The sequence below is a fragment of the Streptomyces gossypii genome (genome assembly GCF_025165795.1).
Taxonomy (GTDB): domain Bacteria; phylum Actinomycetota; class Actinomycetes; order Streptomycetales; family Streptomycetaceae; genus Streptomyces; species Streptomyces gossypii.
This window is the reverse complement of sequence record NZ_JAJAGO010000014.1, coordinates 78,944-102,786: the sequence shown is the minus strand read 5'-3', so window position 1 is coordinate 102,786 and position 23,843 is coordinate 78,944. Positions and strand designations below refer to the sequence as shown.

The window sequence follows — 23,843 nt, the reverse complement described above, 5'->3', positions numbered from 1 at the left end:
GGACGTACCTGTCAGCTGAAGCCGGAGGGCAGGTACTCGTCGACGTTGTCCTTGGTGACCACGGCGGAGTAGAGGGTCAGCGAGGCCGGAATCTCCAGCGACGCGAGACCGCTCACCCCTTTGCCCTGGCCGAGCGCGCGGGCCAGGTCGATGGCCGAGGCAGCCATGGTGGGGGGATACAGGACGGTGGCCTTGAGCACCGTGTTGTCCGCCTTGATGGCGTCCATCACGTGCTTGGAGCCCGCGCCGCCGACCATGATGAACTCGTCGCGGCCGGCCTGCTTGATGGCCCGCTCGGCGCCGACGCCCTGGTCGTCGTCGTGGTTCCACAGCGCGTCGAACGAGGACTCCGCCTGGAGCAGTTCGGCCATCTTCGACTGGCCGGACTCCACGGTGAACTCGGCCGACTGCCGGGCCACCTTCTTGATGTTGGAGTAGTTCTTGAGGGCGTCGTCGAAGCCCTTGGTCCGCTGCCCGGTCAGCTCCAGGCTGTCCGTGCCGGCCAGTTCGACGACCTTGGCGTTCTTCTTGTCCTTGAGCTGCTCACCGATGTAGTGCCCGGCGTTCAGGCCCATGCCGTAGTTGTCACCGCCGACGTAGCAGCGGTACGCCTGGGGCGAGTTGAAGACCCGGTCCAGGTTGATGACGGGGATGCCCGCGCGCATGGCCTTGAGCCCGACCCGGGTCAGGGCCTTGCCGTCGGCCGGGAGGATGACCAGGACGTCGACCTTCTTGTTGATGAGGGTCTCGATCTGGCCGATCTGCTGCGCCGTGTCGTTGGAGCCCTCGGTGTTGACGAGGGTGACGTCCTCGTACTCCTCGGCGCGCTGCTTGCCCTGGTCGTTGATGGCGTTCAGCCAGCCGTGGTCGGCCTGCGGCCCGGCGAAGCCGATCGTCACCTTCTTGCCCGGCTTCTTGTCGTCGGTGTCCGCGGCCTGCTTGTTCTCGGAGTCCGACTCGTCGTTGCTCTCGTTGCTGGTGCACCCGGTGGCCAGCAGCGCGCCTGCGGCGGCGGTTCCGAAGATCAGTCCTCTTCGGGAGGAGAGCAGCGGGCTGGACGGGGTCCGCGCGATCTTTCTCATGGTGTTTTACGACCCTTCTGGATCAGTACGGCGGCGACGATGATGGCGCCCTTGGCGATCTGCTGGACGGCGCTCTCCAGGTTGTTGAGCGCGAACAGGTTGGTGATGGTGGTGAAGACGAGGACGCCGAGCACGGAGCCGGTGATGGTGCCCCGGCCGCCGCTGAGCAGCGTGCCGCCGATGATCGCGGCGGCGATGGCGTCGAGTTCGTAGAGGTTGCCGTTGCTGTTCTGGCCGGAGCCGGTCAGGACGATCAGCATGAAGGCGGCGATGCCGCAGCACAGGCCGGAGAGCAGATACAGCATCAGCCGCTGCCGCTTGACCGCGATGCCCGCGAGGCGGGACGCCTCGGGGTTGCCGCCGATGGCCACGGTGCGCCGGCCGAACGTGGTGCGGTTGAGCACCAGCCAGCCGATGATGCTGACGGCGGCGAAGATCATCACCAGCGGCGGCACACCGAGCACGTAGGCGTCGGGAAGCCCGAGGTCGAGCACCGAGTTCACGGTGACGATCTGGGTCTTGCCGTCGCTCATCTGCTCCGCGAGACCGCGTGCGGAGGCCAGCATCGCGAGGGTGGCGATGAAGGGGACCATCGGCCCGTAGGCGATGAGCATTCCGTTGATCAGCCCGCAGCCGACGCCGACGAGCACGGCGCAGCCCAGGATGCCGAGGAGTCCGTACTCCTGGGTGGCCACCGTGGTGGCCCATACGGAGCAGAGCGCGACGATCGCGCCGACGGACAGGTCGATGCCGCCGCCGATGATCACGAAGGTGACCCCGACGGTGACCACGCCGATGACCGAAGCCTGGGTGAGGATGAGCTGGAGGTTGTCGGTGCTCAGGAACTCGCTCGGTTTGGTCAGCCCGCCGACCAGGGTGAGGATTGCCAGAACGGCGACAAGGGAGACGTGGCCCAGGTCGAGGCGGCCGACCGCCACCTTGGCCCGGGACTTGGCCGGCGGCGGCGGACTCCCCTTCCCTGGACTGGTCGTGGTGCTCAGCACGTCGGGTTTCCTTCCATGACGAGGTCGAGTACCCGATGCTCGTCGAGCTCCGGGGCGGGGGCCGTGTGGACGATCCGTCCTTCGCGGATCACCAGCACCCGGTCGGCGAGGCCGAGGACCTCGGGGACTTCGCTGGAGACCATCAGGACGGCGACGCCCTCGTCGGCGAGACGGCGGATCACGGCGTACAGCTCGGCACGGGCACCGACGTCGACGCCGCGGGTTGGCTCGTCGAGCAGCAGTACACGGCACTTGCGCAGCAGCCAGCGGGCGAGGACGACCTTCTGCTGGTTGCCGCCGGACAGGGTGCGGACCGGACGGTCCGGGTCGTCGGGACTCAGCGACAGGTCGCGGGTGCCGGCGAGGGCGGCGCTGCGCTCAGTCGAGCGGTCCAGCCATCCGCCGGTGGAGAAGCGGGACAGGGAGGAGACGGAGACGTTCCGGGTGACCGACTCCAGCATCAACAGGGCCTGGGCCTTGCGTTCCTCGGGGGCGAGGCCGATACCGGCGCGGACGGCGGCCGGTACCGAACCGAGGCGCAGCGGCTCGCCGTTGATGAAGATGCTGCCCGCGGTGGGACGGCGGGCGCCGTAGAGGGTCTCCAGGATCTCCGATCGTCCCGAGCCGACGAGCCCGGCGAGTCCGACGATCTCGCCCGCGTGCAGCTCCAGGTCGAAGGGGGCGAACTCGCCCTCGCGGGTGAGCCCTTCGGCGCGCAGCAGCGGGGTCGGCGAGGCAGCGGCGGGCACGGGGTCCGCGTCGGCCGCGGGCTGGGGACGCCGCTCGGGGAAGACGTACTCGATGTCCCGGCCGGTCATGAGTGACACGACCTTGCGGGTGTCGGTCGTGCTGGCGGGCAGGCCGCTGGCGGCGACCCGGCCGTCCTTGAGTACGGAGACCCTGTCTCCGATCCGGCGGATCTCCTCCAGACGGTGCGAGATGTAGACGACGGCGACCCCTTCGGAGGTGAGGTCCTCGACTATCCGGAAGAGGTTGTCGACCTCGTCCGGGTCGAGGGCCGCCGAGGGCTCGTCCATCACGATCAGACGCACCTCGTGGGAGAGGGCGCGTGCCATGGACACGATCTGCTGCCCGGCGGCGGGCAGTGAGCCGACCAGCGCACCGGGGTCGATCTCGGCGTGGCCGAGCCGGGCCAGGAGCTTCGCCGTACGGTTGCGTGCCTCCCGGGGGCGGACGAAGCCCCGGGTGGCTATCTCGTGTCCGAGGTAGACGTTCTCGGTCACCGACAGGTGCTCCACCAGGTCGAGTTCCTGGTAGATGGTGGCGATTCCGAGGCGCATGGCGGCCACCGGGTCGGTCAGCCGCACCGTCGAACCCTGCCAGGTGATCTCGCCCTCGTCGGGCTGGTGCGCGCCGGAGAGGACCTTGATGAGCGTGGACTTCCCGGCGCCGTTCTGGCCCAGGAGACAGTGGACTTCGCCCGGTTCGACCTCGAGGTCCACCCCGTCGAGTGCGCGCACGCCGGGGAAGGACTTGGTGATTCCGGACATCGTGAGCAGTGGTGCCATCAGTCTCCTCGCGAGGGGACCACCGGCTTCAGTCGGTGGGGGAGTCGATTCCCTGGCTTCTGGTGATTTTCAGCTCGTCCCGCTGCGGATCAGTTCGGGCTGGACCGCGACCTCCGGGTGGGAAGCCCCCCGCTTTCAGGTGGAGGAGCGAGTCACGGCGATGCCTTCGTGCAAACGGGCAGGGCGGAGCTTCATGGGCGGTATGGAGTGCTCGGGGCACCGGTCCGGTCAGGACCGGCGCACCGGGGGTGCGGGGCCGACCGGTCAGGCCGGCGAGAACAGGTGGTCGCTGATGAGGCGGGTCGCGCCGGTCACCCCGGCGGCCTGGCCCAGCTCACCGAGCACGATGGGAAGGTTTCCGGTCGCCAGTGGCAGCGACCGGCGGTAGACCTGGGTCCGGATGCTGGCGAGCAGGGTGTGGCCGAGACCGGTCACGCCGCCGCTGATCACCACCAGTCCGGGGTTGAAGAAGCTGACGAGTCCGGCGATCACTTGTCCGGTACGGGCGCCGCCCTCGCGGATCAGATCAAGTGACGTGGCGTCACCGGCCGCTGCTGCCCCTGCGACATCGGCGGCCGTCAGCCGTCCGGCCCGCTCCAGCCTGCTGGAGAGCTCGGGCGAACGTCCGTCCCGCGCCGCCGACTCGGCGTCGCGGGCGAGCGCCGCGCCGCTGAAAGTCGCCTCCAGACAACCCCGGTTGCCGCAGGCGCACCGGCGCCCTTCGGGGTCGACCTGGATGTGGCCGATGTCGCCGGCACTGCCGGTGGTACCGCGGTGGACCTCGCCGCCGACCACGATGCCGCAGCCGATGCCGGTGCCGATCTTCACGCAGAAGAAGTCCTGCACGGAACGGGCGACCCCGGCCTGCTGCTCGCCCATGGCCATGAGGTTCACGTCGTTGTCGACCCGGACGGGGCAGCCGAGCTCCTGGCTGAGCGCTTCCCGCACGGGAAAGCCGTCCCAGCCGGGCATGATCGGCGGCGCGACCGGCACCCCTTCGGGGAAGCGGACGGGGCCGGGGACGCCGATGCCGGCGCCGTCGAAGCCCTCCGCGAGACCGGAGTCGCGCAGCTTCCCCACCATCGTCAGGACCTCCTCGAAGACCGCGACCGGGCCCTCGCGTACGTCCATCGGCTGGGTGAGGTGCCCCAGGATCTCCAACTCGGCGTTGGTGACGGCAACATCGACCGAGGTGGCGCCGATGTCGATGCCGAGGAACCGCAGGCCGGGAGCGAGCCGGATGTTGTGCGACCGGCGTCCGCCACGGGAGGCGGCGAGCCCGTCGGCCACCACCAATCCGGTTTCCAGCAGCCGGTCCACCTCGACGGCGAGTTTCGACCGCGAGAGGTCGACCTCGTCGCCCAGCCGGGCACGGGAGTTGGGCCCGCCGTCACGCAGCAGCCGTAGCAGCCGCGCCTGGTGTGCGTTCGCGGGCCGAGCTGTCATTCGCCTCACTCCACCCCTCCCTCCCCTGACCGCCGGCATGGGGAAACCGGTCCTCGGCTTCGGCTCCCGGTGCGTGGAGCCCAGGCCGGGAATTCACCAGGAACCTAGCAGTGGCGAGCATGACTGGGAAGAAGTTATGCAGAAATCATTCAGACTTTCTCCAGCGCCAGGACAAAGACGGGACAGATGCCCAACGGAGCCGAGCGGGCCGGGTCAGGTACGCCCGTGCTTTTCCTGGGCCTCCCCCAGCGTCCCGGACTCGGGCATCCAGTCGGCCCGTATCACCCGGAAGCCCGCGCGGCGGTACACCTCACAGACCTGCCGGTCGTCGTCCACGACCACCGCGACCGTGCGCTGCGCCGCGAGCCGCTCCAGCAGCTTCAGCTTCGTGACACGCGCCGGACGCCGGTCGTCCGCGCCCCGCATCCACAGGTCACCGGCGGGAAGCCCCTGCGCGGCGATCCAGCGGGCGGTGGCACGGCGGCACCGCTCGGGGCGGCCGGTCACATAGCCGAGATCGCACTTCTTCGCCCACTCCAGCGCCATCGCCACGCCCGCCTCCAGCGGTAGGTCGTCGTCCGCGGCGCGGAAGAACGCGTCCCAGTCCCGGGGCGCGGTCCGTACATGGTGGAGGCGGTGGCGCGTGTCGGACAGCGTGCCGTCCAGATCGAACACAGCCAGCGGCAGCCCGCGCGCCATCCCTCGCACCTTCCGTCGTACATCATGGGCCAAGGTGAACACCGGGAGCCGGTGCCGGCCCGTCCAACCAGCGTATCGACCTCGCCCTGTCGCGGGGCCGTAAGCCGGACACCACGCGGGTTGTGCGCGAGAATGGGCACGGCCAGCCAGCAGCCGGACAAGCAGCCAGCCAGCGAGCGAGGAGTGAACACCATGGGCCGTGTCACCGCGCGCCGCCCGGTCATCCGCGTAAGGGACGGTGCGGTCTCGGAGCGACCGGACACACTCGTCGCCGAGGAGCCGCTGGAGATACGGCTCAACGGCAGCCCCCTCGCGATCACCATGCGCACTCCGGGGGACGACTTCGCGCTCGCGGCGGGCTTCCTCGTCAGCGAAGGGGTGCTCGGCGCCGCCGAGGAGGTGGCGCGCATCGCGTACTGCGCGGGGAACACGCCGGACGGCTCCAACGCGTACAACGTCGTCGACGTCCGGCTCGCCACCGGTGTGGCGCTCCCTGACATCACGCTGGAGCGGCATGTCTACACCACCTCCTCGTGCGGGCTGTGCGGCAAGGCCAGCCTCGACGCGGTGCGGACGCGTACGCGCTGGCCGTCCGTCGTCGCCGCCTCCGCGCCCGGCTCGCTCGGCATGGAGATGCTCAAGGAGCTGCCCGACCGGCTCCGCCGCGAGCAGCGGGTCTTCGACAGCACCGGCGGACTGCACGGTGCGGCGCTGTTCACCAGCGACGGGGAGCTGCTGGACGTACGGGAGGACGTCGGCCGGCACAACGCCGTCGACAAGCTGGTCGGACGCGCGCTCCAGCAGGGACGCCTCCCGCTGGGTGACACCCTGCTGCTGGTCTCCGGGAGGGCGTCCTTCGAACTGGCGCAGAAGGCGGTGATGGCGGGGATTCCGACGCTGGCCGCCGTCTCGGCGCCCTCGTCCCTCGCCGTGGACCTGGCCACGGAGACCGGTCTGACGCTTGTCGGGTTCCTGCGCGGCGCCTCGATGAACGTGTACGCGGGCGCGGAGCGGATCAGCCTTTACGGGGCGGCGACGCGCGCCTGAGCGAGGGCGGGACGGGGCTTAGTCGAGGCTTAGTCGGGCGCGGTCTCGTACCCCCACGCGTCGGCGATCCGGGCGAGCGGTGGCGGTAGCTGCCTGGCTTCCGTCTCCTGCCGGGCGGGCTGGATGCGGCCGGACTTGATGTTGCTGCTCCAGTCGCCGATGTGCGGACGGAACGTGCCGTGGTCCTGCTCGCCGTAGTCGAGCATGTCCGGATCCCATGGGAGCCCGAGGTGGTCGCAGATCTCCCGGGTGGCACGGGCCGGTTCGGCGGTGAGCTCCTCGTAGCTGACGGTGTGGCCGGCGAGCGCGTGCCGGGCCTCCTCCAGGTGCTCGGCGTAGCGCAGAACCTCGGCGTGGATCTGGTCGAGGTCCGGATCCTGTCTGCGGTTGACCAGTGAGGTGACCACGGCGGCCGGATGCCGGAGCAGGAAGAGATAGCGGGCCCGGGGCCAGCAGCGGTGCAGCCGCGGCCAGATCAGGGTGTTCGGCGGTGTCTTGTCGACGATCAGCTGCTTGCCGCTGCGCTCCAGTTCGAGATGGAGGATCCGGTCCCAGAGCAGGTGCTCCAGCTCCTCCTTGTCGAGCTCCAGCTCGCGCATGGCCTCCCCGGTGAAGTCGCGGTCCATCCGCACATGCACCGTGCGCAGATGCATCTCGTGCGGGGCGCGGATCTGCGGGTGGCTGTTGAGCAGCACGCGCAGCAGGGTGGAGCCGGAGCGCACCGGGGAGAGCAGGAAGACGGGCGACGGGACGAGCCGGGGGGCCGACGGGGCGACATAGCGCTCCCCCGGCCCGGCGGGCTCCTCGTCGGGGCCGCTCCCGGGGGCCCGCCCGGATGCGTCCGCGGGGACGACTCCCCCGGCGGGCGGGCGCAGGGCCTCGGCGATCAGTCTGCCTCTGCGCCGGATTCCCTTGCCGACAGCTTCCACGCGCGGGTCCCGCATCGGTGACGCCCTCTCTCGTACAGCGGCCGTACACGGCTCCGGCCTCACGGACCGCTCCGGGCCGCACGGACCGCCTCCTCACGGAGCGCTCCGGCCCCCGGCCCTGGCCCCCGCCGGTCGCCGACTGCCATCCCAGAGGACGGACACGAACAGACAGTGTCCCGGAGGCGACGCAGCGGCGTCCTCCACCAGTCGCCGCAGTGTCGTGCACGGGCTCCGTCCCTGGTCCCGGCCCCTCCTGTCGACGGGACTCTTCGAGGAGGTTCGGTGCAGGTATCACGCCCAGGCTGCAACAACCGGGCGGATGTCTGCCGAAGTGAGCGCAATTGCCCTACTGGTCAGTAGTCTCGGCACTCCCCCTCCCCCTCCCCATCCGATACGGTCGCGGCACTGTGCCCCGCATGACGGTGCCGTGCCCAGCGGCGCCACGCACACAGGAGCGGAACCCATTGCACGAGTTCACCGTCCCCGCCGAGGCGACGGCGCCCCAGGTAGGCGGACTGGCGGACGCCGTGTTCGACAACGCCGCCGCCGATCCGGGCCGGGTCGCGCTGGCCCGGAAGGACGCCGCTGGGACCTGGCGGGACGTGAGCGCGGGTGAGTTCCGGGACCAGGTCCTGGCGCTCGCCAAGGGGCTCCTCGCCGAGGGTGTCCGCTTCGGCGACCGGGTCGCCCTGATGGCCCGGACGCGCTACGAGTGGACGCTCTTCGACTTCGCGCTCTGGACGATCGGCGCCCAGCCCGTGCCCGTCTATCCGACCTCGTCCGCCGAGCAGGTGTGCTGGATGCTGCACGACGCCCAGGTCTCGGCCGCCGTCGTGGAGCACGAGGACCACGCGATGACCGTCGGCTCGGTGATCGGACGGCTGCCGTATCTGAAGCGGCTGTGGCAGTTGGACGCCGACGCGGAGCGGGAGCTGACGGCCGCGGGTGTCCACATCGACGACGAGGTGGTGCACCGGCACCGGCTCGCGCTCACGCCCGACACGGTCGCCACCGTCATCTACACCTCCGGGACGACGGGCCGCCCCAGGGGCTGCGTGCTCACCCATGCCAATTTCATGGCCGAGACCGACAACATCGTCCGGCGCTACGAGCCCGTCTTCCGCTCCAAGCCGGGCGACGAGGCGTCCACACTGCTCTTTCTCCCCCTCTCGCATGTCTTCGGCCGCATGGTGGAGGTCGCGGCGATCCGCGGCCGGGTACGGCTCGGCCACCAGCCCCAGCTGAGTTCCGCCGTGCTGCTGCCCGACCTGGCCTCCTTCCGGCCGAGCTTCGTGCTCGCCGTGCCGTACATCTTCGAGAAGATCTTCGCCTCCGCCCGCCGCAAGGCGGAGCTGGCGGGGAAGCTGGGACCGTTCGACAAAGCCGTGGAGGCGGCGGTGCGCTACGCGGAGGCCACCGAGCACAAGGCCTTCGGCACCGGTCCGGGCCCGGGGACGGCCCTGCGGATGCAGCACCAGATGTTCGACAAGCTGGTCTACGGCAAGCTGCGCGCGGCGATGGGCGGCCGCTGCCGGCACGCGATGTCCGGCGGCAGCGCCATGGAGCGGCGTCTCGGGCTGTTCTTCGACGGCGCGGGCATCCGGGTGTTCGAGGGGTACGGGCTGACGGAGTCGACGGCTGCGGCCACCGCCAATCCCCCCGAGCAGACACGTTTCGGCACCGTCGGACGCCCGGTGCCGGGCACCACCGTGCACATCGCGGACGACGGTGAGGTGTGGCTGCACGGAGGCCAGATCTTTCACGGCTATCTCAACAACCCGCAGGCGACGGCGGAGTCGCTCCGTCAAGGATGGCTGGCCACCGGCGACATCGGCACCCTCGACGAGGACGGTTATCTGACGATCACCGGCCGCAAGAAGGAGGTCCTGGTGACCTCCAGCGGCAAGACCCTGTCACCCGCGGCGCTGGAGGAGCGGGTGCGCGCCCATGCCCTGGTCTCCCAGTGTCTCGTGCTGGGCAACGACCGGCCCTACGTCTCGGCCCTGATCACGCTGGATCCGGAGGCCGTGGCGCACTGGCTGACGGTGCGTGAGAAGCCCGGGCCGAGCCCGGCGGAACTGGTGCGGGACGCGGACCTGGAGGCGGAGATCCGGCGGGCGGTGGTGGCCGCCAACACTCAGGTCTCCCAGGCGGAGTCGATCCGCACCTTCCGGATACTGGCCGCGCAGTTCTCCGAGGAGCACGGGCTGCTCACCCCTTCGCTCAAACTCAAGCGGAGAGCCATCGAGGAGGCGTACAGCGCGGAGATCGATGCGCTGTACCGTGCCTGAACCGGCAATTCAGACGGTACGGAATGAATTGATCACCGTGATCGTTGTGTGTTCCGGAGTACGTTCCCTCGATCAGCACGTAAGGACCGATCTCAGTGAGTCACGTCCCCGCCATCACGCTCAACAACGGCGTCACCATGCCGCAGCTCGGCTTCGGCGTCTGGCAGGTGCCCGACGACGACGCGGCGAGCGCGGTGGGCACCGCGCTCGAGGCCGGATACCGCAGTATCGACACGGCCGCCGTCTACGACAACGAGAAGGGCACCGGGCAGGGCATCGCCGCCTCCGGAATCCCGCGTGAGGAGTTGTTCGTCACGACGAAGCTGTGGAACAGCGCCTCCGAAACGTGGACCCGGGACAGCGTCTTCCGCGAGTTCGACGCCTCACTCGCCCGTCTCGGCCTGGATCACATCGATCTGTACCTCATCCACTGGCCGCGGCCGATGCGGGATGACTACCTGACCATCTGGCGTGCCTTCGGCGAGCTGCTCCAGTCGGGCCGCACGCGGGCGGTCGGAGTCTCGAACTTCAAGCCCGAGCATCTGCACCGCGTGATCGAGGACTCCGGGTCCATCCCCTCGGTGAACCAGATCGAACTGCACCCGCGCCTCCAGCAGCCGGTGCCCCGGGCCTTCCACTCCGACCACGGCATCGTCACCGAGGCGTGGTCACCCCTGGGCCAGGGCGGAGACATCCTCGCGGAAGAGAGGATCGTCGCCCTCGCGGAGAAGCACGAGCGGACTCCGGCGCAGATCATCCTGCGCTGGCACCTCCAGCTCGGCAACGTCGTGATTCCGAAGTCCGTGACACCCGCGCGGATCAGGGAGAACTTCGACGTGTTCGGCTTCGAGCTGGCCGACGCGGACATGGCGTCCATCGGGGCCCTGAACACCGACACCCGCCTCGGCGCGGACCCGGACGTCGCCGACTTCTGACGGCCGGCCGGCCGGCGCCGACGGCGACGCCCCGCCCCCGCCTGCCGTACCGCGCGAGGTGGGCGGCAGCAGCCAGCGGGGCGCGCCCATGAGGCAGTCCGCACGACTGGCGGGCCCGCAGGAGCCCGGCCCCGACCTGCGGGAGCTGCTGGTCCGGGTCGCCCGGGGTGACCACGAGGCGTTCGCCTCGGTCCTGCGCAGTCCGAGGAGGTCGCACAGGAGGTGCTGGTGGAGGTGTGGCGGTGCGCCGCCCGCTTCCGCCCGGACCGCGGACCCCGGCAGCGCGATGTCGTGGGTGCTGACACTGGCGCACCACCGCGCGGTGGACGGGTCCGCTCCGCGCAGGCCGCTGCCGACCGTGAGCACAAGGCCGCGATGCTGGCCCGGATGCCCGCTTTCGACCACGTGGCAGAGCAGGGGAGGCCGTCCTGCCGGGTCAGCGCACGCCGTGGCCCGCCGCGATCTCCTCGATCCGGCGGGCCAGGGCGACATCGAGCTCGGTGATCCGGCCGCCCACGCTGTGGGTGTTCACCGTGATGCCCAGCTTGTTGTAGCTCAGCAGCTGGTCCGAGTGGTGGCCCAGCTCCTCCTGGATCGCGGCGACGTGGATCACCATCGCGGCGGCCGGAAGATGGCCGTGGAAGGAGTACTCCCGGGCGAGCGCGCCCTCGGCCACGCTCCAGCCGGGCAGTTCCGCGAGGGCGTCTTCGGTCTGCTGCGCGGAGAGCGGTTCGGGTGCCATCAGTCTCCTAGCGTGGGGACCACCGGCCTTGGCCGGTGGGGGAATCGCTTCCCTGGTCTCTGGTGATGTGTGCGCGTCCCGCAGGGGATCGGTTGGGGCTGGACCGCAGCCTTCGGGTTGGAAGCCCCCTCCTTCAGGTGGGGGGAGCGGAGTCACGGCATTGCCTTCGTCCCCTTCGTCGGTGCGAGATGCCGGGGCCTTGGTGCCGCTGCGGCACCAAGGCCCCGCACTCCCACCACACTGCCACGCCGCCGGGCAGATCCGGGCTAAGGGCTGCCCAGTAGGCATATATTCGAGTCCATGAGGACCGTCCAGAAAGAGCCCACCGTCCAGAGAGATGCCACCGGTCAGAGGGAAGCCACCGGTCAGAAGAAACTCCCGGTGGGCCGGCTGCTGCGCGACTGGCGGACCCGTGCCGGGCTCAGCCAGCTGGAGCTGGCGCTGCGCGCCGACTCCTCCGCCCGCCACATCAGCTTCATCGAGACGGGCCGCTCACGTCCCAGCCCCGAGATGGTGCTGAAGCTGGCGGAGCGGCTGGACGTGCCCGTGCGGGAGCGCAACACGCTGCTGGTCTCCGCCGGTTACGCGCCCCGCTACGCGGAGACCTCGCTCACGGACCCGGCGATGTCCGCCGTACGGGAGGGGCTGGAGCGGATGGTCGCGGCATACGAGCCGTTCCCGGCGCTGGTGATGGACGGCACCTACCACGTGATCGCCGCCAATCGGGGCATCGCGCTGCTGCTGGACGGCGTGTCCCCGCATCTGCTGGAACCGCCCCTGAACGCCATGCGGATCACTCTGCACCCGGAGGGCCTCGCCCCGCGCATCCGCAACTTCCGCGAATGGCGCGGCCATCTGCTGGAGCAGATGTCCCGGCAGCTGGCGCTGGTGCGTTCGGCCCCACTGCGCGCGCTGTACGAGGAGGTCGCGGCGTATCCGTTCCCCGGCTCGTCCGCGGAGCCCGTACTCCCGCCGCAGTCCGCGGAGTCGGACTCACCGTGGATGTGCTTCGCGCTGCCGATGGTGATCGAGCACGAGGGGCGGGTGCTGTCGTTCTTCTCGACGATCGCGACGTTCAACACGCCGATGGACGTGACGGTCTCCGAGCTGGCGGTGGAGACCTTCCTCCCCGCCGACCCGGAGACGGCCGAGAACCTTCAGCTGCTGGTCCCCTAGGGTCTCGTTCGGATCCTGCTGGGTCAGTGAGCGGGGTCTGGTGCTTGGGGGTCTCCCCGCCGCAGGCAGGGGACGGATCGCAAGGCGGAGGAGGGAGCCGACGCGGAGCGTCGGCGACTGACGACAACGCGGCGGGGTGCGGCACCAGGGCACGCGAGCCCAGCAGGATCCAATCGACAGACCCCAGGTCTGTCCAGGAGGCAGCCCTCAGGCGCGTCCGCGCCGGCCACGGCCCCGGCCCAGCAGCGCGCCGAAGAGCACAAGATCGGCCATGAGCACGAGCACGCCGAGGACGAGCAGCCACGCCAGCCCCTGGGCGAGCCATCCGACGAGGCCCAGCACGATTGCCGCGAAGAGCAGCAGGAGAACGAGCAGCATCGGATCTCACTCCGTCCCGGACAAAAGGCGGTATCAGCGGCGGGCGAGCCGGCGCTCTTCTCCCGCGCGGTTCTCATAGGGCAGGTCGTAGTGTGCGAAAACCGCCTCTTCGGCCCCGGCGAGCAGTTCACCGTCCACGTCGATGGACGGCGAGTCCTTCACGATTTTCCGGTCGTGGTCGACCTTGAGATAGCCGGGTCCTACGGTCGATCCGACGAGGGGCACGAATACCAGGCGGCGGCGCGTCGGCACTCCGACGGTCACCGTGCCGAAAAGCGGCTGGTCGGTTCCGGTGTCCACATAGATCGACTCCAGGGTACCGATCTTCCGGCGGGCGCGATCGACGACATCGTGCCCCAGCCATTCCCGGATGTCTTCCACCTCGAACACGGCGCTCGCCTTTCCCTGCCGGTGCTACGGCAATGGATCGTGGATTTCCGCGGGCCCCTCACCGTAACCGGCCCCTCACCGTAACCCGCGGAACGGCGCAGGACCCGCGGAACACCCCACCGCATTGCTCAGGCGGCCGGGACCCGGTCCAGGAAACCGAGAACGGAGCGGATACGCCCGTCCTCGGCCAGCGTGACCGCGTCGAATCCGGCAACCGGAGCCGAGCCGTCGGGCGCGCGCAGCTCCCAGCCGAACCGGGCTATGTGGTGATGTGCGTCGACCGTTCCCAGAAGCACGAACGAGAAGCCGGGGAACTGCTGCTGCGCTCCGGCTATCACCGTGGCCAGCCCGTCCTGCCCCTGGACGTCGGCGACGGGGTCGGTGTAGGTGACGTCCTCGGTGCACGCCTGGGCGACGGCGGTCGCCCGGCTGGCCGCGTCGGTCGCGTTCCATGCCTCGAAGTAGCGGGTGACGGCGGTCTGGTAGTCGGTCATGGCGAGTGCCTCTCTGCAAGAACGTGCTGGTCAAGGGCCGAGCCCCGGCCGGAGTGCGCCGGCCGGGACCCGATGGCTCCACTCTGCCGGGCACCGGTGAGGGGGTCGATTACCGCAGAGGTAACGGCCGCCGGAGCGACGCGGCGTCGGCCGCCCCGCCGCATTCTGTTCAGCGGCCGACCTGGTCGGCCTCCGCGCCGTCGTCCGGAGCGAGCAGCGCCAGGCCACCGCCGTGGTCCAGTGCGGTGCCGATGTGCAGCAGCCGCGATCCGCCCGGCTCTTCGGCGTCGAAGAGGTGGACCTCACCGTGCCCGCCCCGGCTCACGGCGACAAGGGACGCGCCGGGCGACGCGGCGACCGCGCGGCGCTGCACCCCCTCCCAGGGGCCGGCCCCCGGGCGCGGTGCGCCGTCCATCGGGGGCAGGGGTGTCCGTGCGGCGACGGCGGGGGATTCGAGGTCCGTGCGCACGAGTATCAACTCGTCACCGTCGGGGTGCACACGGGTGAACGCGGCGCGGTCGCGGGCGACGGCCATGCGGAAGACCAGGCCGGGGCCGAGCGGCAGGCGGCCCGTACGCCCCGAGCCGAGGTGGTGCCACCAGGCGTCGTTCGTCCACTCGGGCCAGCGCGGCGGGTCCGCGGGTCCGCCGCGCAGGGAGGACCACAGCGTGCGGTGCCTGGGGTCGAGCCGCAGGTAGTAGCCGCGGCCACCGGTGCGGCCGTCCGCCGACCAGGACAGCGGCTCCTCGGCCACGAGCCGGTCGCCGCGCAGCCGGGCGCGGTGCACGCCCTCTCCCGTCGCGGCGAACACTCTTCCGGTGCCGGCGTCCGCGGCGTCGCCGTGACCGTCGTCCGGGAGTGGCAGTTCCGCGTACGGGGTGACGGCGGGGCAGCCGGGTGGTGCGGCGAGCAGGTCCGCGTGGCGGTGGGCGGCGAGGCGGCCGGGGGCGCGCTCGCGCAGTACGACGACGGGGTCGGGGCCGCCGTGCAGGGTAACCCCTGGCTCGCCGGTTCGGGTGCGCACCCGTACGGCGTCGGGGCGGTCGGGGTTGCCGAGGTGGCCGGGACCGCCGGGATCGGGGAGGTCGACGACCGTGAGCAGGTCGCTCCACGGCTTGGTGGCCCGTCCCAGGCCGGTGGTGACGGCGAGGCGCCGCCCGGTCCGGTCGGCGGCCAGGTGCTCCGCGGGTACGGCCACCGGCACCCGTGTCTCGATCAGGGGTCCGCCGGAGGCCGCCACGAACGGGGCGAGTACGAGCAGTTCGCCGGCGCGGTCGTCCACACAGGCGACGCGGCCGTGCGGGAGGGCGAGGAAGCCCGCGTGCTCGGAGAGGTGGCGACCCTCCAGCCGGGCGACGGGCGTGCCGCCGGGGAGGGCCAGCACCTGGCAGACGCCCGCGACATGGTCGGCGACGAGCAGCAGGGGAGCAGCGGTCATCAGGAAGTCCTCACGCGATGCAGGCCGGCAGTAGTTGGTAATGATTATCATGTGTATGCTCGCTCGCGGAGCTGCCGGGCCCGGCGTCTCCGCCGCCGAGTCCCCGAGAAGAACTGAGAGTCCGCGATGTCGCTCATATCCGCCCGGCCCCTCCGGTACCGGCTTGCCGCCGTTCTGACGGGGGCGCTGCTGGTGGGCTGCGGTGCGTCCGCAGACAACTCCGGCGAGGAGGACGAGAAGAGCGGCGGAGGCGGGCGCACGAGCGTCGATGTCAAGCCGCTCGAACCCGCCCGGAAGATCACGGATGCGCAGGGCAAGACCCTCAGCACCAAGAAGGAACCGAAGCGTGTCGTCTGCCTGGTGGGCCTCTGCGACGACATGCTGGCCGAACTGGGCCTCACCCCCACCGCCACCAACAACGCGCTCCTGGCCCATCCGGACTTCCTGGGCAAGAAGAAAGCCGCGGACATTCCCGTGATTCCCGGAGGGTTCGTCGCACCCGAGATCGAGTCGATCCTCTCCCACAAGCCCGACCTGGTGATCGGACTCGAGGACACACACGGAAAACTCGCACCCGCACTCAAGGGCGCCACGACCTTCTGGGCCGTCCAGCCCACCACGTGGCAGGAGAGCGTCGGCTATCTGCGGAACCTGGGTGCACTGACCGGGCGCACGGAAGAGGCCGTCGCGGCGGAGAAGCGCTTCCGCACGAAACTCGCTGCGGCCGAGAAGACGAAGAGCGAGAAGACCTCGCTCATCATCTACGGCAGTGACGAGAACTTCGGCGTGGCCACGCCCGGAATCGACGTGGCGGCCGGATTCTTCCCCCGGATATCCGACTACCCCTGGAAGTCCCGTGGAGTCGGCGGGAGTTACAGCATGGAGGAGATCCTCGCCCGCGAGGTCGAGGTGCTCTTCGTGGAAACCCTCACCTTCGGCGGCGAAAAGGGGAAGCTCTCGGAGAAGCTGTCCGAGAATCCGCTGTGGAGCCGTATCCCCGCCGTGAAGAACGGCGAGGTGCACGAGGTGAATTCCGAGGTGTGGGCCAAGGGACGCGGCACCCGCTCGCTCGGCATCGTCCTCGACGAAGCCACCGCCGCGCTGCGGTGAGACCCTCCATGACCGGCCGACCGGGTGCCCGGCTCCGGCGCCCGACCGCCGTCCGCCAACTCCTGGTGTTCACCGCCCTGCTGACCGCCACCGCGCTGTGTGCTCTGACCCTGGGCACCCCGGTGGTGCCGCTCTCCGAGCTGCCCGCCGCACTGACCGGCGGGGACGAGGGGCTGGCCGGAGTCGTCGTCACCGAACTGCGGCTCCCCAGGCTGACCCTCGCGCTGCTGGCCGGTGCCAGTCTGGGCGCCGCGGGGCTCGTACTCCAGGAGGCGCTGCGTAACCCGCTGGCGGTGCCCGAGATGCTCGGCGTCTCCTCCGGCGCGGCGCTCGGGGTCGCCGCGCCGCTCGTGCTCGCCGTCTCCGTTCCGGCGGCGGTCGAGCCGCTGCTCGCGCTCGGCGGAGCCGCGCTGGGCGGCGTACTGACCCTGCTGGCGGCCGGATTCGGCCGCAGTCCGTCCGCGGTCCTGCTCACCGGAGCGGCGGTGGCGGCGGCGCTGCAAGCCGCCCTGCTCGTCCTCATGGTGATGGCGGATCAGCTGGATCTTCAGATCATCTACCGCTATCTGCTGGGTTCGCTCTCCGCGCGCACCTGGGACGAGGTGACCAGGCTGTGGCCCTGGCTGCTGATCTCCCTGCCGGCGCTGGTGCTGTGCGCGCCCGTGCTGGCGGTGCTGCGGCTCGGTGACGACGACGCGCAGGCGCTGGGCGTGCGCGTGCACCACGCGCGCTTCGCCGCGCTGGCGGTGGCCATCGTGCTGATCGCGCCGGTGATCGCGGTCTGCGGCCCGGTGGCCTGGGTCGGCTTCCTCGCGCCCCAACTCGCCCATCGTCTGCTGCCGTACGCGGACGCGGTGCGCCGACTGCCCTGGGCGGCGGCCTGGGGTGCGCTCACCGTCGCCGTCGCCGACCTTCCCGCCCGGCTGGCCCTGGCCCCGACGGAGACACCCGTCGGCGCGTGGACCGCGCTGCTGGGCGTGCCCGCGGGCGTGGTGCTGCTGCGCGCCCGTCGTCGCCATGACCCCAGCGACGGCGGCCCGACGAAGGGGACAGACGCCCCGGTGCGAACGGTGAAGCCATGAAGCCGCGTACGGGCATGCGCCTCGTTCTCCTCGCGCTGCTCGCTCTGCTCTGCGCCGTTGCCGACCTGCTGGCCGGACCGGCGCTGTCACCGTCCGGCGTATGGGAGGTCCTGACCGGCGGCGGCGGGACGGTGGAGCGGCACCTGGTGCTTCAACTGCGGCTCCCCCGGCTGCTGGTGGCGCTCGGGGCGGGCGCCGCGCTGGGCGTGGCCGGACTGGTCCTCCAGTTCGCGCTGCGCAATCCGCTGGCCGGGCCGGAGGTCACCGGCGTCACGCCCGGTGCGGTGCTCGGTGCGGTGACCGCGAGCGGACTGGGCCTGGCGGGCTGGGAATCCCCGGCGGCGGTCACCACGGCGGCCTGCCTCGGCGGCTTCGCCGGTGCGGGGCTGCTGTGGCTCCTCGCGGGCCTCTCGCGCGGGGACGCGGCGACGACCGCCGTGTACGGAGTGCTGGTCTCGGCGGTGCTGGGCGGGCTCACGGCAATGATGCTGACGGCCGCTCCGGGCCAGCTGGGCAGCGTGGTGCAGTGGCTGATCGGCACCACCGAGGGCCGGGTCTGGGAGCACTGGCACTTCCTGTGGCCGTGGACACTGCTGTGGATCGTGCTCGCCGGTCTGCTGGCGGGCCCGCTCACACTGCTGCGCTGCGGCGACGAACAGGCGAGCGCCGCGGGTCTGGCGCCGGGACCGGCGCGCGGCGCCGCGCTTGTGTGCTCCGTCGCCCTGACGGCGGGCGCGGTGTCGGCGGTCGGGGCGCTGGGGTTCGTCGGACTGCTGGTGCCGCATCTGGCGCTCGCCGTCTTCGGAGCCGATCTGCGGGTGGCGCTACCGGGTGCCGCGCTGACCGGGGCGGTGGTGGTGTGCGGCGCGGACGCCGCCGCGCAGCTTCTCTCCAGGGCGCTCGCGGACCTGCTCGACTCGGACCGGCTGACCCTGCCGGTGGGCGCGCTCACCACCTGCGTCGGTGCGGCACTGCTGCTCCTGGTGGTGCGGCGGCGGCCTGGCGAGACGCACTGAAGCGCAGGGCGACGGAGAGAAACCCGGACAACGGAGAGAAGTGACATGAGCGAGCCCGAACCTCTGGGTATCACCGCGGAGGGCGTCTCCTTCGGCTACCCGGGGCGGCCCGTGCTGCGCGGGGTGGATCTGCGGATCGAGCCCGCGCAGTTGGTCGCCATGATCGGCCTGAACGGATGCGGCAAGTCCACGCTGCTGCGGTTGTTCGCCGGCCTGCTGCGCCCGGAGGGCGGGCGCGTGCTGGTCGGCGGCCGGGACGTCGCGGAGCTGAGCCGCCGGGAGGCGGCCCGAAGAGTCGCGCTGCTGCACCAGGCGGCACCCCAGGTGCCGGGGATGACGGTGCGTCAACTCGTACGCCAGGGGCGGTATGCCGCACGCGGCCCGCTGGGCATGCTGCGCGAGGGGGACGACGCGGTCAGCCGCCGGGCACTGCGCGACGTCGGTGTCGAGGACTGGGCGGACCGGCCGGTCGACGCGCTGTCCGGCGGTGAGCGGCAGCGCGTGCGGCTGGCGATGGCCCTCGCGCAGGACACCCGGGTGCTGCTGCTGGACGAGCCGACCACCTATCTCGATCTGCGGCATCAGCTGGATGTGCTGCAGACGGTGGTGCGGCTGCGCGAGGAGCGCGGTCTGACCGTGGTGATGGTCCTGCACGATCTCGCGCACGCGGCCCGTTTCGCCGAGCGGCTGATCGCGTTGCGCGACGGGCGGGTGGTCGCGGACGGCCCTCCGCAGACCGTGGTCACGCCGGAACTGCTGGCCGGCGCGCTGGATGTGGCCGGGCGGGTGGGGCGGGACCCGGAAGGCGGCTGGCCCGTCTGCTATCCCGACCACCCCCTGCCTATTGAAAAATGACAATCATTTTCATTAATATGAACGTGCGACATCCGAACGGATGTCGCATCGCCCGATCCAAGGAAGGTTCCTCCCATGGAGCTTGAGCAGGACAAGGTGTTCACCCCGATCGCCGACCCGGGCCAGCTGGCCCACGACTCGGCCTCCCACTCCAACGCCCTCGTCGAGAACCCGTTCGACGACGGCGAGGAGTAACTGCCCTCCAGGGCCCGCCCGCAGCCGCGGGCGGGCCCGTCCTCCCCGCCGCCGCTCTTTCCCCAACCCGACAGGAGCATTCGTGTCCCGCAGTCAGCTCGCTCCGGGCATCGAGGTCGTCACCGTGCCGGGAGAAGGCGGCGGTCTGGCCCTCCGCACCGCCGACGGCGAGTTCCTGCGCGTCGGGACCGGCGGCGTCAGCCAGGACGCCCTGCTGGCACGCCTCACCGCAGGCGCGGGGCAACGCTCGGGCGACGCAGCACTGGACCAGATCATCGAGGCGTTCCACGAGGCCGGATATCTGCGCGCCGAGGCGGCGGAACCCCGCTGGCCCTCGGCCCGTCGCGACGTCTGGCTGCTCGGCGCACCCGCGCTGACCGCACCGCTCACGGCACATCTGGAGCCGTTGGGTGCCGTACCGCGCCAGGTCGCGCCCGATCGGCTCGCGGCCTTCCTCGGCCGGCAGCCGTCCCCCGGCGAGCGGCGCAGCACCAGCGGCCCGGACTCCCCCGCAGCCGTGGTCTGGTGCCTCGACGAGCCGGTCTCCGACGGACTCTGGGACGGCGCCGACCACCTGCCGTCCCTCGGCGTCTGCTGGCTCCGCTGCCACCGGGAGGGCTGGCAGATGTGGGCCGAACCACCCGCGGCGGGACCCGGCGACGTCACCTCCGCGCATGTCCGCGCCCGTCGGCTCGCCGCCACCCCGGCACACCGGGAACTGGCCGCCTACTGGAGCGGCGCGCGCACCGCCGGTGCCCCGGCGCAGCTGTCCACCACGGGTGCGGCGCTTGTCGCCGCCCTGCTCTGTGCCGACCTCACCGACTGGGCCACCGGCAGCACGCAACCGGATCACGGCCTGCCCGCGCACCGGCGGCTGCGCCGTATCGACCTGCGGGATCTCACCGTCAGCGAGCACCCCGTCCTTCCCGTACCGGACGTGGCGCCGCTGCCGCCTCCGCGCCACCCCGTACCCGCCGGGCAGCGGGCCGGGCAGTGACGGCGGCCCCGCGTACGGCGGCCGTGGCGGCGTCCGACGGCTGCCTGCTGGCCACCGACATCTGCCTGCCCGCGGGGGCGCACGGCTCCGGCCCCTTCCCTGCCGTCCTCCTGCGGACGCCCTACGACCGCCGCGCCCACCTGGCCGAACTGCGCGCCTGGGCGGACCGTGGATTCGCCGCCGCCGCCCAGGACGTACGGGGCAGACACGGCTCGGCGGGCAGCTGGCATCCCTACCGGAACGAGGCCGCCGACGGCGCCGCCGCCGCGCGCTGGGTGCGGCGACAGCCATGGAACGACGGCACGGTGGTCGCCGTGGGCGCCTCGTACGCCGCGCACTGCGCGCTCGCTCCCACGCTCGCCGTCGGCACCGGCACCGGCACCGGCACCGGCACCGAGGAGGACGACGGGCTCCCCGACGCCGTGATCGCCGCCGTGCCCGCCCTGGGCCTCGCGGAGACGGCGCGCGAACCCGGCGGCCCGGAGCGCCTGTACTCCCGCGCGGGCTGGTGGGCCGCGCACGGAGACCGCTCCGACTCCGACGAGGAGGCGCTGCGTACGGCCCTCGCCGCGGATCCGCTGCTGCTCGAGCACCTGCCGCTCGCCGGCCTGCCCCGCCGCTTGGGCCGCGACCTCCCCTCCTGGTCTGGTCTCTGGCGCGACCACGGACACGGCCGACTGCCCGACCGGGCGCCCACCGCACGGATGCCGCTGCTCGCCGTCGGCGGCAGTCATGACGCCTTCGCGGACGACACCCTGCGGCTGTGGCGGCGCTGGGGCGGGACCAACGCCCGTCTGCTGCTGGGCCCGTGGGGACACGGCCTGACCAGCGACCCCGGGCCCGACGCACAGCCCCAGCACCGACTCCGGGGCGGGCTCGGCGAGTTGTACGTCCGCTGGGCGCGTGCGGCCCTCGCCGGGCGGCTCGCCCCCGGCCGCACCGGAGCGGTCGCCCTCGGCGGCAGCCCCGCATGGCTGCCTGCCGCACGGCTCGACCCCCCGGGCGTCCGTCTGGAGTTCGGCGCCGCAGACGGGCTCCGGCTGCTGCACGGGGCCGAGTTCACCGCGGACCCCTCCCGCCCGGCGGCCTCCGACAGCCTCACCATCCCCCGAATGGGCGAACCCGACCGCTGCGTGCTGGCGACCGGCCCGCTCCCGGAGCCGATGGACCTGTTCGGCACCGCCGAGATCCGGCTGCGGGCCGCCGCCGGCACCGCTCACGCCGACTGGGTGGCACGGCTGGTCCTCCTCACCGGCAGCGGCGACGCCGAAGCGCTCGGCGTCTGCGCCCTCCGCACCCGGGGCGAGCCGGGACGCGCAGCCGGGCACCGACTGCGCATCGGTCCGCTCGCCCGCCGCATCCCGGCCGGAGCGAGGCTGCGGCTGGAGCTCGCGGGCCATCACTTCCCGGCCCACGCCCGTCAGCCGCACACCGGTGCCGATCCCGTCACGGCAACGGACCTGCGGTGCTCACGGCGCACGGTGCACCCGGCGGGCAGCGCGCTGCTGCTGCCCGTGCTCGCGCCCGGACCGTCGCCCAACCCGTCGCCCAACCCGTCGCCCGGATCGCCGCCCAGCCGCCCGCCCGAGACCGAACCCCTCGATCCCGTACAGGAGATACTCCGGTGAACCGCCCGCCCCTGCTGTCGCTCGAGGCACTGATCGACCCCGTGTGCGGCATCGTGCGCAAGGTCGAGCCCGTCACCCGCCCGCCGGGCGCGCCACCCCGCTACACGGCGCTGACCGCCGAGGTCTCCGACGCCCGGCGGCTCGGCGCCTGGCCCGCGGACCGGGTCTCCCTCGGCACCACCTTCGGTGACCCGGCGGGCGCCCGCACGGCCGCCGTCGCCGAGGCCGTCGAACGCTACTGCGGCAACCGCGTCCCGCCCCCGGGCCACCCGGACGAACCCCGGCGGGCCACCGCAGCCGAACTGGCCGCCGACGGGCACCGGTTGTACGGTCCCGACGCGCTGCCGCGCTACGCCGACTGGCAGTACGCCCGCGACCGCTTCCCCTACCAGCCCCTCACCGGCACCACCCCCGCACTGTGGACCAGGGGCACGGAGCGCCTGCCCGGCGGCGGTACTCGGGAATGCTGGGCACCCGTCGCACTGACACATCTCAACTGGCGCCAGGGCGAACTGCGTTCGCTGCCGCGCACGCACCATCTCAACTACGCGGGGATCGCCACCGGTCAGGGTCTGGACGACGCGGTGGAGCGGGGTCTGCTGGAGGTCGTCGAGCGTGACGCGCTGGAACAGTGGTGGCATCTGGACGTGCCCGCGCGCGGCATCCGACCCGACAGCGTCCCCGGCCTGACCGCCGATCTGGCGGGCTCGGGGCTGCGGGTGTGGATCGTCGAGATGCCCTCGCAGTTCGCGCCCTGCATGGCCGCCCTGGTGCACGATCCTGAACGGGGCATCCGTGCCGCCGGGTTCGCCTGCCGCTTCGACCCGGCCGAAGCGGCCCGCAAGGCGGTGCTGGAGGCCGTGCACACCTGGGTGTTCACCCAGGGCGTCACCGAAGCGGACGGCTGGGTCTTCCAGGCGGTCGAGGCCGGGCTGCTCGCACGCGGCCTGTATCTGGAGCACCGCCCCGACGGCCGCTATCTGGACGACTGCGGTGAGGACTTCGCGGCCGTACGCGATCTGGGCGCCCATGTGCAGGTGTGGCTCGACCCCCGAATGGCACCGCTGAGCCGCCGGTTCACCGCACCCGCCCAGGGGCTCGCCGACATCACCGAGGTGGAGCCGGGCAGCCGGGCGCGGCTGGATTCAGGACTGCGCGAGGGCGGGCACCGGGTGCTGAGCTTCGACCTGACCACGGAGGACGTCGCCGAGACGCCGCTGCGGGTGGCGCGGGTGCTGGTCTCCCAACTGATACCCAACGCCCCCGTCGCCTTCGGCTACTTCGGCTGCCCGCGCTTCGCCGAGACCGCGGCCCGGCTGGGCCGCCCCGCACCCGACGGGCCGGGCGGCTTCACGCTGGCCCCGCCCCCGCACATGTGAG

General features: G+C 71.8%; 22 protein-coding genes and 2 pseudogenes. 13 read left to right on the top strand and 11 right to left on the bottom strand.

What is annotated here, in order from left to right:
• Positions 1-11: 11 nt before the first annotated feature.
• The 5 genes from LHJ74_RS27005 to LHJ74_RS26985 all read right to left on the bottom strand — a co-directional run bounded on the left by LHJ74_RS27005 (position 12) and on the right by LHJ74_RS26985 (position 5,760).
• Complete coding sequence (locus tag LHJ74_RS27005; RefSeq protein ID WP_260220875.1) at positions 12-1,082, bottom strand: substrate-binding domain-containing protein; 1,071 nt, start codon at positions 1,080-1,082, stop codon at positions 12-14.
• Positions 1,079-2,083: an ABC transporter permease gene (locus LHJ74_RS27000; RefSeq protein ID WP_375546851.1), complete on the bottom strand. Its 1,005-nt coding sequence runs from the start codon at positions 2,081-2,083 to the stop codon at positions 1,079-1,081. The genes LHJ74_RS27005 and LHJ74_RS27000 overlap by 4 nt, the downstream gene beginning before the upstream one ends.
• Entirely contained in the window at positions 2,080-3,615 is a 1,536-nt protein-coding gene (locus tag LHJ74_RS26995) for a sugar ABC transporter ATP-binding protein (RefSeq protein ID WP_260220874.1), read from the bottom strand. Before LHJ74_RS26995 ends, LHJ74_RS27000 begins: the two co-directional genes overlap by 4 nt.
• 264 nt (positions 3,616-3,879) lie before the next feature.
• A complete protein-coding gene (locus LHJ74_RS26990) occupies positions 3,880-5,061 on the bottom strand; it encodes an ROK family transcriptional regulator (protein ID WP_260220873.1) in 1,182 nt (393 codons plus the stop codon).
• A gap of 213 nt (positions 5,062-5,274) precedes the next feature.
• Positions 5,275-5,760, bottom strand: a complete 486-nt coding sequence (locus LHJ74_RS26985; protein WP_260220872.1) for a phosphatase domain-containing protein — start codon at positions 5,758-5,760, stop codon at positions 5,275-5,277.
• Between the two features lie 192 nt (positions 5,761-5,952).
• On the opposite strand from LHJ74_RS26985, the gene fdhD reads away from it, so the two are divergent.
• Positions 5,953-6,807 carry a formate dehydrogenase accessory sulfurtransferase FdhD gene (gene fdhD, locus LHJ74_RS26980; protein WP_260220871.1) on the top strand — a complete coding sequence of 285 codons (855 nt, stop codon included), beginning with the start codon at positions 5,953-5,955 and terminating at the stop codon, positions 6,805-6,807.
• Positions 6,808-6,836: 29 nt separating this feature from the next.
• Here the strand turns inward: fdhD and LHJ74_RS26975 are convergent, their stop codons facing one another.
• A complete protein-coding gene (locus LHJ74_RS26975) occupies positions 6,837-7,751 on the bottom strand; it encodes a sulfotransferase family protein (RefSeq protein ID WP_260220870.1) in 915 nt (304 codons plus the stop codon).
• Positions 7,752-8,200: 449 nt separating this feature from the next.
• Here LHJ74_RS26975 and LHJ74_RS26970 point away from each other — a divergent pair, with 449 nt between their 5' ends.
• The 3 genes and pseudogenes from LHJ74_RS26970 to LHJ74_RS26960 form a co-directional block, all read left to right on the top strand.
• Positions 8,201-10,027 carry an AMP-dependent synthetase/ligase gene (locus LHJ74_RS26970; RefSeq protein ID WP_260220869.1) on the top strand — a complete coding sequence of 609 codons (1,827 nt, stop codon included), beginning with the start codon at positions 8,201-8,203 and terminating at the stop codon, positions 10,025-10,027.
• A gap of 95 nt (positions 10,028-10,122) precedes the next feature.
• Positions 10,123-10,962 (top strand): aldo/keto reductase, encoded by an 840-nt coding sequence (locus LHJ74_RS26965; RefSeq protein ID WP_311203356.1) that lies wholly within the window; start codon positions 10,123-10,125, stop codon positions 10,960-10,962.
• Between the two features lie 88 nt (positions 10,963-11,050).
• Positions 11,051-11,379: pseudogene (locus tag LHJ74_RS26960) on the top strand (sigma factor); the annotation flags it as partial.
• 19 nt (positions 11,380-11,398) lie between these two features.
• On the opposite strand, the gene LHJ74_RS26955 reads toward LHJ74_RS26960, so the two are convergent.
• Positions 11,399-11,704 (bottom strand): 4a-hydroxytetrahydrobiopterin dehydratase, encoded by a 306-nt coding sequence (locus tag LHJ74_RS26955; protein WP_260220868.1) that lies wholly within the window; start codon positions 11,702-11,704, stop codon positions 11,399-11,401.
• A 300-nt stretch (positions 11,705-12,004) separates the two neighbouring features.
• Here LHJ74_RS26955 and LHJ74_RS26950 point away from each other — a divergent pair, with 300 nt between their 5' ends.
• Complete coding sequence (locus LHJ74_RS26950) at positions 12,005-12,880, top strand: helix-turn-helix domain-containing protein (RefSeq protein WP_260220867.1); 876 nt, start codon at positions 12,005-12,007, stop codon at positions 12,878-12,880.
• A gap of 207 nt (positions 12,881-13,087) precedes the next feature.
• Here the strand turns inward: LHJ74_RS26950 and LHJ74_RS26945 are convergent, their stop codons facing one another.
• From LHJ74_RS26945 to LHJ74_RS26930, 4 genes are all read right to left on the bottom strand, one after another.
• Entirely contained in the window at positions 13,088-13,258 is a 171-nt protein-coding gene (locus LHJ74_RS26945) for a hypothetical protein (protein WP_260220866.1), read from the bottom strand.
• Positions 13,259-13,291: 33 nt separating this feature from the next.
• Entirely contained in the window at positions 13,292-13,648 is a 357-nt protein-coding gene (locus tag LHJ74_RS26940; RefSeq protein ID WP_260220865.1) for a PRC-barrel domain-containing protein, read from the bottom strand.
• Between the two features lie 128 nt (positions 13,649-13,776).
• Entirely contained in the window at positions 13,777-14,142 is a 366-nt protein-coding gene (locus tag LHJ74_RS26935) for a nuclear transport factor 2 family protein (protein WP_260220864.1), read from the bottom strand.
• A gap of 169 nt (positions 14,143-14,311) precedes the next feature.
• Positions 14,312-15,580, bottom strand: coding sequence for a hypothetical protein (locus tag LHJ74_RS26930; RefSeq protein ID WP_260220863.1), 1,269 nt, complete (start codon positions 15,578-15,580; stop codon positions 14,312-14,314).
• Between the two features lie 126 nt (positions 15,581-15,706).
• Here LHJ74_RS26930 and LHJ74_RS26925 point away from each other — a divergent pair, with 126 nt between their 5' ends.
• From LHJ74_RS26925 to LHJ74_RS26890, 8 genes and pseudogenes are all read left to right on the top strand, one after another.
• A complete protein-coding gene (locus tag LHJ74_RS26925; RefSeq protein ID WP_260220862.1) occupies positions 15,707-16,690 on the top strand; it encodes an ABC transporter substrate-binding protein in 984 nt (327 codons plus the stop codon).
• Between the two features lie 8 nt (positions 16,691-16,698).
• Positions 16,699-17,772: a FecCD family ABC transporter permease gene (locus LHJ74_RS26920; protein WP_375546847.1), complete on the top strand. Its 1,074-nt coding sequence runs from the start codon at positions 16,699-16,701 to the stop codon at positions 17,770-17,772.
• Complete coding sequence (locus LHJ74_RS26915; RefSeq protein WP_260220861.1) at positions 17,769-18,788, top strand: FecCD family ABC transporter permease; 1,020 nt, start codon at positions 17,769-17,771, stop codon at positions 18,786-18,788. The genes LHJ74_RS26920 and LHJ74_RS26915 overlap by 4 nt, the downstream gene beginning before the upstream one ends.
• Before the next feature lie 45 nt (positions 18,789-18,833).
• A pseudogene (locus tag LHJ74_RS26910) lies at positions 18,834-19,659 on the top strand (ABC transporter ATP-binding protein).
• Positions 19,660-19,718: 59 nt separating this feature from the next.
• Entirely contained in the window at positions 19,719-19,838 is a 120-nt protein-coding gene (gene amiA, locus LHJ74_RS26905; protein ID WP_260220860.1) for a streptamidine family RiPP, read from the top strand.
• Positions 19,839-19,920: 82 nt separating this feature from the next.
• A complete protein-coding gene (locus LHJ74_RS26900) occupies positions 19,921-20,835 on the top strand; it encodes a hypothetical protein (RefSeq protein WP_260220859.1) in 915 nt (304 codons plus the stop codon).
• A complete protein-coding gene (locus LHJ74_RS26895; RefSeq protein WP_260220858.1) occupies positions 20,832-22,463 on the top strand; it encodes a CocE/NonD family hydrolase in 1,632 nt (543 codons plus the stop codon). Before LHJ74_RS26900 ends, LHJ74_RS26895 begins: the two co-directional genes overlap by 4 nt.
• Positions 22,460-23,842 carry a YcaO-like family protein gene (locus tag LHJ74_RS26890; RefSeq protein ID WP_260220857.1) on the top strand — a complete coding sequence of 461 codons (1,383 nt, stop codon included), beginning with the start codon at positions 22,460-22,462 and terminating at the stop codon, positions 23,840-23,842. Before LHJ74_RS26895 ends, LHJ74_RS26890 begins: the two co-directional genes overlap by 4 nt.
• Position 23,843 lies beyond the last annotated feature (1 nt).

What these genes read in the sequence shown, in the direction of transcription:
- LHJ74_RS27005 (WP_260220875.1), bottom strand. Translation starts at nt 1,082, where the DNA reads ATGAGAAAGATCGCGCGGACCCCGTCCAGCCCGCTGCTCTCCTCCCGA.
- LHJ74_RS26995 (WP_260220874.1), bottom strand. Translation starts at nt 3,615, where the DNA reads ATGGCACCACTGCTCACGATGTCCGGAATCACCAAGTCCTTCCCCGGC.
- LHJ74_RS26990 (WP_260220873.1), bottom strand. Translation starts at nt 5,061, where the DNA reads ATGACAGCTCGGCCCGCGAACGCACACCAGGCGCGGCTGCTACGGCTG.
- LHJ74_RS26985 (WP_260220872.1), bottom strand. Translation starts at nt 5,760, where the DNA reads ATGGCGCGCGGGCTGCCGCTGGCTGTGTTCGATCTGGACGGCACGCTG.
- fdhD (WP_260220871.1), top strand. Translation starts at nt 5,953, where the DNA reads ATGGGCCGTGTCACCGCGCGCCGCCCGGTCATCCGCGTAAGGGACGGT.
- LHJ74_RS26975 (WP_260220870.1), bottom strand. Translation starts at nt 7,751, where the DNA reads ATGCGGGACCCGCGCGTGGAAGCTGTCGGCAAGGGAATCCGGCGCAGA.
- LHJ74_RS26955 (WP_260220868.1), bottom strand. Translation starts at nt 11,704, where the DNA reads ATGGCACCCGAACCGCTCTCCGCGCAGCAGACCGAAGACGCCCTCGCG.
- LHJ74_RS26950 (WP_260220867.1), top strand. Translation starts at nt 12,005, where the DNA reads ATGAGGACCGTCCAGAAAGAGCCCACCGTCCAGAGAGATGCCACCGGT.
- LHJ74_RS26945 (WP_260220866.1), bottom strand. Translation starts at nt 13,258, where the DNA reads ATGCTGCTCGTTCTCCTGCTGCTCTTCGCGGCAATCGTGCTGGGCCTC.
- LHJ74_RS26935 (WP_260220864.1), bottom strand. Translation starts at nt 14,142, where the DNA reads ATGACCGACTACCAGACCGCCGTCACCCGCTACTTCGAGGCATGGAAC.
- LHJ74_RS26930 (WP_260220863.1), bottom strand. Translation starts at nt 15,580, where the DNA reads ATGACCGCTGCTCCCCTGCTGCTCGTCGCCGACCATGTCGCGGGCGTC.
- LHJ74_RS26925 (WP_260220862.1), top strand. Translation starts at nt 15,707, where the DNA reads ATGTCGCTCATATCCGCCCGGCCCCTCCGGTACCGGCTTGCCGCCGTT.
- LHJ74_RS26920 (WP_375546847.1), top strand. Translation starts at nt 16,699, where the DNA reads ATGACCGGCCGACCGGGTGCCCGGCTCCGGCGCCCGACCGCCGTCCGC.
- LHJ74_RS26915 (WP_260220861.1), top strand. Translation starts at nt 17,769, where the DNA reads ATGAAGCCGCGTACGGGCATGCGCCTCGTTCTCCTCGCGCTGCTCGCT.
- amiA (WP_260220860.1), top strand. Translation starts at nt 19,719, where the DNA reads ATGGAGCTTGAGCAGGACAAGGTGTTCACCCCGATCGCCGACCCGGGC.